Source organism: Dactylosporangium sp. NPDC049525 (assembly GCF_040676755.1).
Lineage (GTDB): Bacteria > Actinomycetota > Actinomycetes > Mycobacteriales > Micromonosporaceae > Dactylosporangium.
The window spans coordinates 29,497-41,858 of the sequence record NZ_JBFAPO010000038.1; the positions used below are offsets into that span (position 1 = coordinate 29,497).

A 12,362-nucleotide genomic window follows, 5' to 3' on the forward strand; every position below is an offset into this window, starting at 1 on the left:
GCCTGTGGACATTCTCGCAAGGGCGATGGCGGGCGGCGGGGTACCGAGTCCGACGAGGGCAAGTTACTCTCGGGTAGGTGAGCACTGAGGCTTTCGTTTACGACGCCGTCCGCACCCCGCGCGGGCGAGGCAAGCAGAACGGCTCGCTGCACGGGGTGAAGCCCGTGTCGCTGGTCGTCGGGCTGATCGACGAGCTGCGCCGCCGGTACCCGGGGCTCGACCCGGCCGACATCGACGACGTCGTGCTCGGCGTCGTCTCCCCGATCGCGGACCAGGGGTCCGACATCGCCAAGACCGCCGCGATCGCCGCCGGCCTGCCCGACACCGTCGCCGGGGTGCAGCTCAACCGGTTCTGCGCGTCCGGCCTCGAAGCGGTCAACGTCGCCGCGCAGAAGGTCCGCGCCGGCTGGGAGGACCTCGTCCTCGCCGGTGGGGTCGAGTCGATGTCGCGGGTGCCGATGGGCTCCGACGGCGGCGCCTGGGCGATGGACCCGGAGACGAACTTCACCACCCGGTTCGTGCCGCAGGGCATCGGCGCCGACCTGATCGCGACGCTGGAGGGCTTCACCCGCGAGGACGTCGACACCTACGCCCTGGAGTCGCAGACCCGGGCCGCGAAGGCGTGGGCGGGCGGCTACTTCAGCCGCTCCGTGGTGCCGGTCCGGGACCGCAACGGCCTCGTCGTGCTCGACCGCGACGAGCACCTGCGCGCCTCCACGCTCGACGGGCTCGGGGCGCTGCCGCCGTCGTTCGCGACGATCGGTGACCTCGGTGGCTTCGACGCGGTGGCGTTGCAGCAGTACCACTGGGTCGAGCGGATCGAGCACGTGCACACCGCCGGGAACTCCTCCGGCATCGTCGACGGCGCGTCGCTCGTGCTCGTCGGCAGCGAAGCCGCCGGCGTCAAGGCCGGGCTCACCCCGCGGGCCAGGATCGTCGCCGCCGCCGTCAGCGGCGCCGACCCCACGATCATGCTCACCGGACCGGCGCCCGCGACCCGCAAGGCCCTCGCCAAGGCCGGGCTCACCGCCGCCGACATCGACCTGGTGGAGATGAACGAGGCGTTCGCCGCCGTCGTGCTGCGCTTCGCCAAGGACATGGACTTCGACCTGGACAAGGTCAACGTCAACGGCGGCGCCATCGCGATGGGCCACCCGCTCGGCGCGACCGGCGGGATGCTCATCGGCACCCTCGTCGACGAGCTCGACCGCCGCGGCCTGCGCTACGGCCTCGCCACCCTGTGCATCGGCGGCGGCATGGGCATCGCCACCATCGTCGAGCGAATCTGAAAGGGCACCAGATGACCGACACGATCCGCTGGGACCGCGGTGACGACGGCGTCGTCGTGCTCACCATCGACGACCCGGCCCGCTCCGCCAACACGATGAACGCCGCGTTCGTCGCCGACCTCGAAACGGTGCTCGACCGCCTCGAAACGGAGAAGGACGACGTCGCCGGGGTCGTCGTCACGTCGGCGAAGAAGACGTTCTTCGCCGGTGGCGACCTCGACCGGCTCGGCAGCCTCGGCCCCGACCAGGCCGCCGACGTGTACGCGTCCTCCATGCACCTCAAGGGCCTGCTGCGCCGCCTGGAGACCCTCGGCCGGCCCGTCGTCGCCGCCGTCGGCGGCTCCGCGCTCGGCGGCGGCCTCGAACTCGCCCTCGCCTGCCACCACCGCATCGTCGCCGACGACCCGCGCATCGAGATCGGCTTCCCCGAGGTGACCCTCGGGCTGCTGCCCGGCGCCGGCGGCGTCGTGCGGACCGTCCGGCTGCTCGGCATCGCGCCGGCGCTGCTCACCGTGCTGCTGCGCGGGCAGCGGCACCGGCCGGCGGCCGCCCTCGACGCCGGGCTCGTGCACGAGATCGCCCCGCGCGCCGAGGTCCTCGACCGGGCCAAGGCGTGGATCGCGGCGAACCCCGGCGCCGTGCAGCCCTACGACGTGAAGGGCTACCGGATCCCCGGCGGCACCCCGGCGCAGGCGTCGTTCGCGGCGAACCTGCCCGCGTTCCCGGCGACGCTGCGCAAGGAGCTCAAGGGCGCGCCGTACCCGGCGCCGCGCAACATCCTCGCCGCCGCCGTCGAAGGCGCCCAGGTCGACCTCGCGACCGCGTTCACGATCGAGGGCCGCTACTTCACCGAACTCGCCACCGGGCAGATCGCCAAGAACATGATCAAGGCGTTCTTCTTCGACCTGCAGGCGGCGAACTCGCGCGGCACCAAGGCGACCCCGTTCACCAGGGTCGCCGTCCTCGGCGCCGGGATGATGGGCGCGGCCATCGCCTACGTGTGCGCGAAGGCCGGCATGCAGGTGCTGCTCAAGGACGTCACCGTCGAGGCCGCCGAACGCGGCAAGCAGTACTCGGTGAAGGTGCTGTCGAAGAAGCCGTTCCTGCCCGCGGAGGAGATCCTGGGCCGGATCACCCCGACCGCCGACCCGGCCGACCTCGCCGGCTGCGACCTGGTCATCGAGGCCGTGTTCGAGGACCCGGGCCTCAAGCACAAGGTGTTCGCCGAGGTCCAGGACATCGTCGCGCCGGACGCGCTGCTGTGCTCCAACACCTCGACGCTGCCGATCTCGGTGCTCGCCGACGGCGTGACCCGCCAGCAGGACTTCGTCGGGCTGCACTTCTTCTCACCCGTGGACAAGATGCCGCTCGTCGAGGTCATCCGCGGCGCCGCCACGTCCGACGCCGCCGTGGACCGGGCCCTCGGCGTGGTACGGCAGCTGAAGAAGACACCGATCGTCGTCAACGACAGCCGCGGGTTCTTCACCAGCCGGGTCATCGGCACGTTCACCGGTGAGGGCCTGCTGATGCTCGCCGAGGGGGTGGCGGCGCCGTCGATCGAGCAGGCCAGCCTGCAGGCCGGGTACCCCGCCGCGGTCCTCGCCCTGATGGACGAGCTGACCCTGACGCTGCCGCGCAAGATCCGCCTCGCGTACGGCGACGCGTGGACCCCGACACCCGCCGACGCGCTCATCGACCGCATGATCGACGAGTTCGGCCGGCCGGGGCGCTCCGGCGGAGCCGGCTTCTACGAGTACACCGGCGGCAAACGGGACCGGTTGTGGCCTGGTCTGCGCGAGCACTTCGCGAAGCCCGGCGCGGACGTGCCGTTCGTGGACATGCAGGAGCGGATGCTGTTCGCCGAGGCCCTCGAGTCGGTCAAGTGCCTCGACGAGGGGGTCCTCACCAGCGTCGCGGACGCCAACATCGGCTCGATCCTGGGCATCGGGTTCCCCGGCTGGACCGGCGGCGTGCTGCAGTACATCAACCAGTACGACGGCGGCCTGCCCGGGTTCATCGCCCGCAGCCGCGAGCTCGCCGCCCGCTACGGCGCCCGGTTCGAGCCGCCCGCGCTGCTGCTGCGCAAGGCGGAGCACGGCGAGCAGTTCGTGTAGTTCGGGGCGTTCGCGTCGTTCGTGGGGCGTACGGGTGCCCGGTCCCGTTGTTAGGGTCGATCCATGGGGACCGGGCACATCGAAGTACCCGACGGGCAGCTCTACTACGAGGCCGCCGGCGACGGGCCCGCCGTCGTGCTCCTGCACGGCGGGCTGCTGGACTGCCGGATGTGGGACGACCAGTTCGAGCTGCTCGCCGCCCGGCACCGGGTGATCCGCGTCGACGTCCGCTCGCACGGCCGCTCCAGCAGCGCCACCGGCGACTTCCGCCACGACGACGACCTCGCGGTCGTGCTGGACACTCTCGGCGTCGAGCGGGCCGCGATCGTCGGGCTGTCCCTCGGCGGGCGGATCGGGTTCGACTTCGCGGTCAGCCGCCCGGAGCGGGTCTGGGCGCTGTGCGCCGCGGCGACCGGGATCAGCGGGATGACGTTCACCGACCCGTACATCACCGGCCGCAACCGGGAGCTGGCCGCCGCCGCGCAGGCGCAGGACACGGCCGGGGTCGTCGAGGCGTTCCTGCGGGCGTGGGTCGACGGCCCGCACCGGCGGCCCGAGGACGTGGCCGCGGCGGTGCGGGTCCGGTGCGCCGACATGGCCGCCCACAACGTGACCGAGCACGCGGGCGCGCGGGGCCGGATGCTGGAGCGCGACGCGCTGCACCGGCTCGGCGAGGTGCGCGCGCCGGTGCTGCTGCTCGTCGGTGACGCCGACTCCGCCGACATCGAGCAGGTCACGCTGCGCGCGCTGGCGGAGGTTCCGGACGCGCGGCGGATCGAGATCCCCGGCGCCGGGCACATGCTCAACCTGGAGCAGCCCGACGCGGTCAACGCCGCCCTGGTCCCGTTCCTTCAGGAGCAGTCCCCTGATTTCGCGTAGTCGTATGATCACCCTACGTTACGGTCTTCGACTGCGGGGCGGCGGGTAGGCCGGCCGCCCTCCAACCGGAGACGGACGGGGGAGACCGCCATGACGGCGTTCGGCGTGCGGCTGCGACGCGGGCCGGTGCGGACCCTGTCGGCGCTGGCGGCGTCGGTCCTGGTGGGCATCGGCGGGATCCTGCCGGCACCGGCCTCCGCCGCGGCGGCGGCCCTCGCCGAGCAGCGCATCACGTGGACGGACACCGCCGACACGCCGCTGACCGCCGGCACTGTCTCCGTCGCCGCGGTCGCCTCGTCCGGGCTGCCGGTGCAGTACGCCAGCACCAGCACCGGCGTGTGCACCGCCGACGGCGACGTGGTCACCCTGCACCGGCACGGCCGCTGCACGATCCGCGCCACCCAGCCCGGCAACGGCTCGTTCGCCGCCGCCGAACCGGCCAGCGCCACCTTCGCCGTGCTCGGCCGGGCCCAGGCGATCACCTGGACGCCGACCCCGGACACGCGGGTCGCCGCCGGGACCGTCCAGGTGTCGGCGACCGCCACCTCCGGCCTCGCCGTCACCTACGCCAGCGCGACGCCCCGCATCTGCAGGGTCAAGGGCCGCACCGTCACCCTCGTCGCCGGCGGCACCTGCACCGTGCGCGCCGACCAGCGCGGCGACGACGAGTACGCGGCCGCACCCCGCGCCGAGGACTCCTTCCGCGTCGCCCGGACCGCGCAGGCGATCACCTTCGCCCGCCCCGCGGACACGTCGATGTCCGCGCGGACGGTCCGCATCGACCCGACCGCCACGTCCGGCCTGCCCGTCACCGTCACCACCGCCACCCGCGGCGTCTGCACCGTGCAGCGCCGCAGGGTCACGCTCGTCGGCGCCGGGACCTGCGTGCTGCGCGCCGACCAGCGCGGCAACGGCCGGTTCGCGGCGGCACCGCGGGTCGAGCGGGCGTTCGCCGTCGGCCGCGGCGGCCAGACGATCACGTTCCCGGTGCCGGGATCACCGCCGGGGTCTGTGCCGCTCGCGGCCGGCACCGTGACGATCGCGCCGGCCGCGAACTCGGGGCTGCCGGTCACCGTCACCAGCGCCGACGCGGGCGTGTGCACCGTCGCCGGCCCGACCGTCACCCTGCACGCCACCGGCACCTGCGTGCTGCTGGCCCGGCGGCCCGCCGCGGCGAACTGGACCGCCGCACCCGACGTCGAGGTCCGGTTCACCATCGGCAAGGGCAGCCAGCACATCGCGGTCACCGCGCCGCCGCCGACCGCGGCCGGGGCCGGCGCCGTCACATTGGCCGCGACCGCGACGTCCGGGCTGCCGGTGACGTTCACCGCCGCGACCCCCGCCGTGTGCACCGTCGCCGGGTCCGTCGTCACCCTCGTGCGGGCCGGCACCTGCACCGTGCACGCCGACCAGCCCGGCGACGCCGGCTGGGACCCGGCCGCCCGCGTCGACGGCACGTTCACCGTCACCGGCGACGCGCAGACGATCACCTTCGCCGCGGTCCCCGGCGCGGTGCTCACCGACGGGACCGTCACCCTCGTCGCGGCCGCGACGTCGGGGCTGCCGGTCACGTTCACCGGCGAGTCGCCCCGGGTGTGCACGGTCGCCGGCGCCGTCGTCACCCTGCGCACCCCCGGCGCGTGCACGGTGACCGCGACGCAGCCCGGGGACGCCGGACACGCCGCGGCGCCGCCGGTGCGGCGGACGTTCACCGTCGCGCGGGGCGTCCAGCGCATCACCCTCGCCGAGCTCCCGGGCCGGTCGTTCGCCGACGGGGCGTTCACGGTCGCGCCGGTCGCGTCGTCGTACCTGCCAGTCGTGCTGTCCAGCGGCAGCCGGCGGGTGTGCGCCGTGGACGGGTACACGATCACCCCGGTCACCGCGGGTGCCTGCATCATCCGCGCCGACCAGCCCGGCAACGGTGACTGGGCGCCCGCGCCGCGGGTCACCCGGACCGTGCGGATCGCCCCGGCGGTGCAGCGCGTCACGTTCCCCGCGCCGCCGCCGACGGCGGTGTCCGACGGGCCGGTCACGCTCACCGCGACCGCGACGTCCGGGCTCCCGGTCGCCTACCGCACGAGCAGCGCCGGGACCTGCACCGTCGACGGCGCGACCGTGACGCTGCTGGCCGTCGGCGCGTGCGCGCTGGTCGCCCGGCAGGACGGCGACCACCGGTTCGCGGCCGCACCCGACGTCACCGCGGTCCTGACCGTCCTGCGGGACCCGGTGCCGGTGACCGTCCCGGCCGCCGCACCTCCCGCCGCCGGGACGCTGCGCAACGCCGCGGGCGAGGCCACGGCGACCGGGGCGGCGATCACGCTGCACGGCGGCGGCTACAAACCCGGCACGGCCGTCGAGGTCGTCGTGTACTCCACGCCGCAGCGTCTCGGCACGGCGTTCACCGACGCCGGCGGGGCGTTCACCCTGCTCGTCGTGGTCCCCGTGGACCTCGACCGCGGCGGGCACACGCTGCTGGCCGCCGGGCTCGCCGCGGACAACACCCTGCGGTTCCTGACGGTCCCGGTCGCCGTGGCACCGGCCGCGGCGGCGCTGCCGGTGACCGGCGGCCCGGTCGGCACGGTCGCGGCCCTGGGCGGCTGGGCGGTCCTGATCGGCACCGTCCTGGCGCTGCTGGGCCACCGCGGCTGGCGGCCGCGCCGCGGCAGGTGGGGGTACCGGTGGGCGTACCGCGGCCGGCACGCCCTGGCGGCGGGGTAGCCGCGGTTGCCAGCGGTTACCAGTCGAACAGGCCGGTGCCGATGCGCGACAGCGCCACGAGCGCGCCGAGCAGGAGCACCACGGCCGCGATGCGGGGCAGCCACCGGGCCATGCCCGGGGCGGTCAGCGCGACGAACCGGCCCATCGCCGCACCCAGCCCGGCGAACGCGAGGGTCACCGACGGCCCGAACACGAACCAGTGCAGCGCCGGCACCTCGGTGATCTTCAGGGCGTCGGTGAGGCCGATGTCGCCGTCCTCCAGGCCCTCGATCGCGTACCGGAACTCCGGTGCGGAGGCGAGGATCGCGATGAACACGCCCAGGGCGAGCCCGCCGGCGTCGGCGCGGCCGAAGATCGGCCGCACCTCGGTTCCGTCGAGGCGGCGCCGGGCCGCGAGCAGGATCACCGCGGCGAGCAGCCCGATGACGAGCAGGGCGTAGACGGCGATGGCGCCGCCGGCCCAGGCGAACACGACGGCGAACTCCTGCATGACGATCATCGCGGGGATGAGCAGCAGCCCGTAGGTGACGGCGCGGGGCACGGGCTTGCCGGCCGGCGCGGCGAACAGGTACGCCAGCCACAGCAGGAAGCCCGGGTACAGGTAGACGCGGGCCTCGCCGACCCAGTCGTTCCAGGCGGAGACCTCGTAAGGCAGGGACCACTCGCCGTCGCGGGCCTTGCGGCCGAGATACCCGAACAGCAGCAGCACGCCGAGCGTGACCGCGGCGGTGACGAGGGTCCTGCGGACCGCTCCGGCCGGTGCGGTCGCCTGGCTGGTCGTCGGCGGGGTGGTGGTCGCGGGCGGTGGGCCGGCCCCGAACGCCGCCACCTCCTCCGGCCTGGCCGAGCCCATGGCGGCCGCGGGGCTGGTGGGGCTCACCGGCCCGGATGCCGCGGGGGAGACCGGCCAGGACGGGCCGGTCTGCGGCCACGACGACTCGGGCGGCGACGAGGTCTGCCAGGCGGCGTCCGGGGGACCGGAGACCGGCAGTCCAGCTCCGGCCCATCCGGCGCCGGGCGGCGGCGGGCTCGAGGCGGGCCGGCCGGACACCGGCGGGATCGAGAACGACGGGGTCCCGGCCGCCGGCGCCGAGGCCGGCGTGCCGTAGACGGCGCCACCGCCCGACACCGGGGTCGGCTGCTGCGGCGGCTGGGCCGGGCGGACGGCGGCGACGCCGCGGACCCCGCGGTCCTGACCGGCGGCCCCGGGTGTGGCGGCCAGGCCCGGTGTGGCGGCAGGGTCCGGGGTTGCGGGCGGGTTCGGTGCGGCGGTCGGCCAGAGTGGGGTGCCGGCGGCCTGGGGTACACCCGGCGCATCGACGGCAGGCTGGGACCCTGTGGTTGCCAGGGGCCGGGCGCTGCCCTCGGCGACCACCAGTTCCGGCTGCTCCAGGACCGTCGGTGCGACCCCGGTCGCCTGGTGCAGCAGGGTCGCGACGAGCGGCATCCGGCTCGACCCGCCGACCAGGAACAGCCCGGCGAGGGGCCGGGCCGGTTCGGCGGCGCCGAGCACGGTGCGGGTCAGCGCCACGGTCCGGTCCACGACCGGCCGGGCCAGGCGCTCCAGCTGTTCCCGGCCGAGCGGGGCGTCCTGCTCGATGAGCGGCACGTGGATGTAGGTCGACGCGGACCGCGACAGGATCTCCTTCGCGGTGCGCACGTCCTCCCACAGGTTGCGGTGGGCGCGCCGGTCGGCGACGGTCTGCGGCTGGGTGAGCCGGCGCATCAGCTCGCCGTGGGTGGCGTTGTGCACGGTGCCGAGGTAGTCGACGATCGCGGTGTCGACGTCGAGGCCGCCGGCGTCGTCGAGCCCTTCGCTGGCGATGACGTCCCAGCCGGTGGCGGTGCGGGTGACGACGGACGCGTCGAAGGTGCCGGCGCCGAAGTCGTAGACGACGACGCGGCTGCCGACGGGGACGGCGGCGCCGGTCGCGACGACGAAGAACGCGGCCGCGGCGACGGGCTCGGGCACCAGCTGCGGGGTGCCGAGACCGGCGAGGCGGGCCGCGTCGAGCAGGACCGAGCGCCGGCGGGGACCCCACGCGGCCGGGTAGGTGAGCACGACGGTGCCGGGCTCGCCGCCCATCGTCCGGACCGTCTCGGTCCTGACCTGGGTGAGGACGGCGGCGATGAGCTGCGCGACGCTGAACTCGGCGTCGCCGAGCAGGACCGTGCCGTCGTCGATGCGGCGTTTCGGGTGCGGCTCGTAGCGCTCGGGCCGGATGCGGGCGGCGTGGGTCGCCTCGCGGCCGACGAGCAGGCCCGTGCCGCCGGCGCCTTCCGGGGCCACGCACACGCAGGACGGCAGCAGCGGGAAGCCGTCGAACAGCACCGGGCGGGTGCGCCCGTCGTCCTCATGGATGACGGCGACGGTGTTCGAGGTGCCGAAATCGATCCCGAGGCGGTACCGCACAGCGATCACTCGCGCACCCTACGCCCACCGTCGGCGTCCGGAACGTCGCAGACGGTTTGCTGACAGATCATCCGCTGCCAGGTGCATTGATACGCTCGAAGGTATGACCGCACCGACGCGGGTCGAGCCTGACCTCTCGTTCCTGCTCGATCACACCAGTCACGTCCTGCGTACGCAGATGGCCGCGGCCCTGGCCGAGATCGGCCTGACCCCGCGGATGCACTGCGTGCTCGTGCACGCGCTCGGCACCGAGCGCACCCAGATCCAGCTGGCCGAGATCGGCGGCATGGACAAGACGACGATGGTCGTGACCGTCGACGCGCTGGAGAAGGCCGGGTATGCGCACCGCCGCCCGTCCAGCACCGACCGGCGGGCCCGGATCATCGCGGTGACCCCGGAAGGGGCGCAGGTCGCGGCGCGGAGCCAGCAGATCGCGGACGGCGTCCACGCCGCGGCCCTGGACTCCCTGCCGGCTGAGGAGCGCGACGTGCTGGTGCGAGCGTTGACGCGCCTGTCCGCGGGGCACCTGGCCGCCCCGGTGGAGGCGCCGGGTGTGCGCCGCGCCCGCGCCGCTGGGTTGTAGGTCACTTGTAGATGGTTCCGTAGCGGACTATCTGTTACGGTCGAACCATGGACACCAACCGTGGGGCGGCCCTCGCCGTCCTCGCCACCGGCATGCTCATGACCATCCTGGACGGCAGCATCGTCACCGTCGCCATGCCCGTCATGCAGGCCGACCTCGGCTTCACCCCGTCCGGCCTGACCTGGGTCGTCAACGCGTACCTCATCGCGTTCGGCAGCCTGCTGCTGCTCGCCGGGCGCCTCGGCGACCTGCTCGGCCGCCGCCGGATGTTCCTGGCCGGCACCGGTGTCTTCGTCGCCGCGTCCGTCCTCGCCGGCCTCGCGACCGGCCCCGCGATGCTCATCGCCGCCCGCTTCCTGCAGGGCGCCGGCAGCGCCATGTCCAGCGCTGTCAGCCTCGGCATCATCGTCACCCTGTTCCCTGCCCCGGCCGAGCGGGCGAAGGCGTTCGGGGTGTTCGCGTTCACCGGCGCCGCCGGCGCCTCCATCGGCCAGGTCCTCGGCGGCGTCCTCACCGACCTGCTCAGCTGGCACTGGATCTTCCTGATCAACGTGCCGATCGGCGTGGTCGCGTTCGCGCTGACCTTCCCGTTCGTGCCCGCCGACCGTGGCCTGGGCCTGCGCGCCGGCGCCGACGTCCTCGGCGCGTTCCTGGTCACCGCCGGGCTGATGACCGGCATCGGCGCCGTCGTGCAGCCCACCGGCCGCCTGCTGTTCTCGGTGGCGGCGGTGCTGCTGCTCGCGGGGTTCGTGGCCCGGCAGGCGACCGCCCGCACCCCGCTCATGCCGCTGCGGGTGCTGCGCTCCCGGCAGGTCGCCGGCGCCAACGTCCTGCAGATCCTGATGATCGGCGCGATGTTCTCCTTCCAGATCCTGGTCGCCCTGTACATGCAGCGCGTCCTGCACTACACCGCCCTGCAGACGGGGCTGGCGATGCTGCCCGCCGCCCTCGCGATCGCGGTGGTGTCCCTGGCCGTGTCGGCCCGGGTGATCGCCCGCTTCGGCGAGCGCACGACCCTGATCGCGGGCCTGGCGCTGCTGGTCCTGGCCATGGCGTGGCTCACCCGGCTGCCGGTCGACGCCCGGTTCGCGCCCGACCTGCTGCCGGTGATGCTGCTCATCGCCGGCGGTGGGCTGGCCCTGCCGGCGATCACCGGCCTGGGCATGTCCGGTGCCCGCGCCGACGACGCGGGCCTGGCGTCGGGGTTGTTCAACACGACGCAGCAGGTCGGCATGGCGCTCGGGGTCGCGGCGCTGTCGACGGTGGCGGCGTCCCGGACGGCGGGGCGGCTCGCCGCGGGCGCGTCGGAGGCGGCGGCGCTGACGGCCGGGTACCGGCTGGCGTTCACGGTCAGCGCGGCGCTGCTGGTCGCGTCGATCGCGGTGGCCGCGCTGGTGCTGCGCTCCCCGGCGGCGCTGTCCGCCGCCGGGGCGTCCGACCCGGCACCGGCCGCCGGTGCGTCCGGGCTGGACCTGGATCGTGACCCGGCCCGTGCGTGAGGGTCAGAACGGGCTCTGTTCGGCAACCGTGAGCCAGGCGTCGACCTCTTCGGCGGTGTGGTGGCGGATCGACCAGTCGACCTGCCGCAGCGCCATGTGCGCCCAGCAGGCGACCAGGACCTCCGGCGGGGCGAGGGCGGCGGCCGCGGCGCGGACCGGCGGGGCGAGGTGCGGGGCGTGCCGGGACAGCCAGAACAGCAGGGTGACCAGGTCGAAGGCGCGGGTGCCGCGGCCGGCGCCGTCCCAGTCCACGACGCCCGTGATGACCCGCCCGCCGGTGCCGTCCGTGGTGCCGTCCGTGGTGTCTTCGGCGGCTTCCCCGGTGGCTTCTTCGGTGGTGACCAGGATGTTGTGGGGGTGGTAGTCGAGGTGGACGAGGTCGTCGCCGGGCAGCTCGTCCAGCGGGACGGCCCGCACCGTCGCCAGGAGCGCGGCGGTGCGGGCCGAGTGCCCTTCCAGGGAACCGTGCAGGCAGAAGCCGGGGCCGTCGCGGTGCAGGTACAGCTCCCGCTGCGGCAGGCCGGAGTCGCGCAGCAGGCCGGTGCAGCGGGCGCTGACCGCGAGCATCCCGTCGACCACGGCCCGGTCGACGGCGGCCGGCGGGTGGCCCGGCAGCAGTTCCTGCACCACGACGGTGGCGCCGGCGACCTCGGTGACGAGCTCGTAGCGGGGTGCCGGGACACCGGCGGCGCGGGCGAGGTCGACGAGGGCGGCGGACTCCCGCCGCCCCGAGCTCAGCACCGCCCGGCGGCCGTCGGGCAGCAGGACGTAGCCGGCGCCGACCTCCCCGCCGGGGCACGGGCCGTCGTAGGTCAGGCCGAGCGCGGCGGCGCACGCCGGAACATCGAGTCGCAACTTCCCACCTAA

Annotated in this window: 8 protein-coding genes; 6 read left to right on the top strand and 2 right to left on the bottom strand. The window is 74.7% G+C overall.

Going from position 1 to position 12,362, the window contains the following annotated elements; genetic code table 11:
- Positions 1 to 77 precede the first annotated feature (77 nt).
- The 4 genes from AB0K00_RS38160 to AB0K00_RS38175 all read left to right on the top strand — a co-directional run bounded on the left by AB0K00_RS38160 (position 78) and on the right by AB0K00_RS38175 (position 7,000).
- Positions 78 to 1,289 (top strand): acetyl-CoA C-acetyltransferase, encoded by a 1,212-nt coding sequence (locus AB0K00_RS38160; RefSeq protein ID WP_363531161.1) that lies wholly within the window; start codon positions 78 to 80, stop codon positions 1,287 to 1,289.
- Positions 1,290 to 1,300: 11 nt separating this feature from the next.
- Positions 1,301 to 3,403: a 3-hydroxyacyl-CoA dehydrogenase NAD-binding domain-containing protein gene (locus AB0K00_RS38165; protein ID WP_363531164.1), complete on the top strand. Its 2,103-nt coding sequence runs from the start codon at positions 1,301 to 1,303 to the stop codon at positions 3,401 to 3,403.
- Positions 3,404 to 3,466: 63 nt separating this feature from the next.
- Positions 3,467 to 4,282, top strand: a complete 816-nt coding sequence (locus AB0K00_RS38170) for an alpha/beta fold hydrolase (RefSeq protein WP_363531167.1) — start codon at positions 3,467 to 3,469, stop codon at positions 4,280 to 4,282.
- Between the two features lie 90 nt (positions 4,283 to 4,372).
- The gene (locus AB0K00_RS38175) at positions 4,373 to 7,000 is read left to right on the top strand and encodes a hypothetical protein (protein ID WP_363531170.1); all 2,628 of its coding nucleotides are present in this window, start codon (positions 4,373 to 4,375) and stop codon (positions 6,998 to 7,000) included.
- A gap of 16 nt (positions 7,001 to 7,016) precedes the next feature.
- On the opposite strand, the gene AB0K00_RS38180 is transcribed toward AB0K00_RS38175, so the two are convergent.
- A complete protein-coding gene (locus AB0K00_RS38180; RefSeq protein ID WP_363531173.1) occupies positions 7,017 to 9,422 on the bottom strand; it encodes an Hsp70 family protein in 2,406 nt (801 codons plus the stop codon).
- A gap of 94 nt (positions 9,423 to 9,516) precedes the next feature.
- Between AB0K00_RS38180 and AB0K00_RS38185 the strand changes: the two genes are divergently transcribed.
- Entirely contained in the window at positions 9,517 to 9,996 is a 480-nt protein-coding gene (locus tag AB0K00_RS38185; RefSeq protein ID WP_363531175.1) for a MarR family transcriptional regulator, read from the top strand.
- Between the two features lie 47 nt (positions 9,997 to 10,043).
- The gene (locus AB0K00_RS38190) at positions 10,044 to 11,495 is read left to right on the top strand and encodes an MFS transporter (RefSeq protein WP_363531178.1); all 1,452 of its coding nucleotides are present in this window, start codon (positions 10,044 to 10,046) and stop codon (positions 11,493 to 11,495) included.
- A gap of 3 nt (positions 11,496 to 11,498) precedes the next feature.
- Here AB0K00_RS38190 and AB0K00_RS38195 read toward each other — a convergent pair whose 3' ends face one another.
- On the bottom strand, positions 11,499 to 12,350 hold the full coding sequence (locus AB0K00_RS38195) for a phosphotransferase (RefSeq protein WP_363531181.1): 852 nt from the start codon (positions 12,348 to 12,350) through the stop codon (positions 11,499 to 11,501).
- Positions 12,351 to 12,362 lie beyond the last annotated feature (12 nt).

Bases quoted from the DNA above. Each gene is read 5' to 3' on its own strand.
- AB0K00_RS38170 (WP_363531167.1), top strand. From the start codon at position 3,467: ATGGGGACCGGGCACATCGAAGTACCCGACGGGCAGCTCTACTACGAG.
- AB0K00_RS38185 (WP_363531175.1), top strand. From the start codon at position 9,517: ATGACCGCACCGACGCGGGTCGAGCCTGACCTCTCGTTCCTGCTCGAT.
- AB0K00_RS38190 (WP_363531178.1), top strand. From the start codon at position 10,044: ATGGACACCAACCGTGGGGCGGCCCTCGCCGTCCTCGCCACCGGCATG.
- AB0K00_RS38165 (WP_363531164.1), top strand. From the start codon at position 1,301: ATGACCGACACGATCCGCTGGGACCGCGGTGACGACGGCGTCGTCGTG.
- AB0K00_RS38175 (WP_363531170.1), top strand. From the start codon at position 4,373: ATGACGGCGTTCGGCGTGCGGCTGCGACGCGGGCCGGTGCGGACCCTG.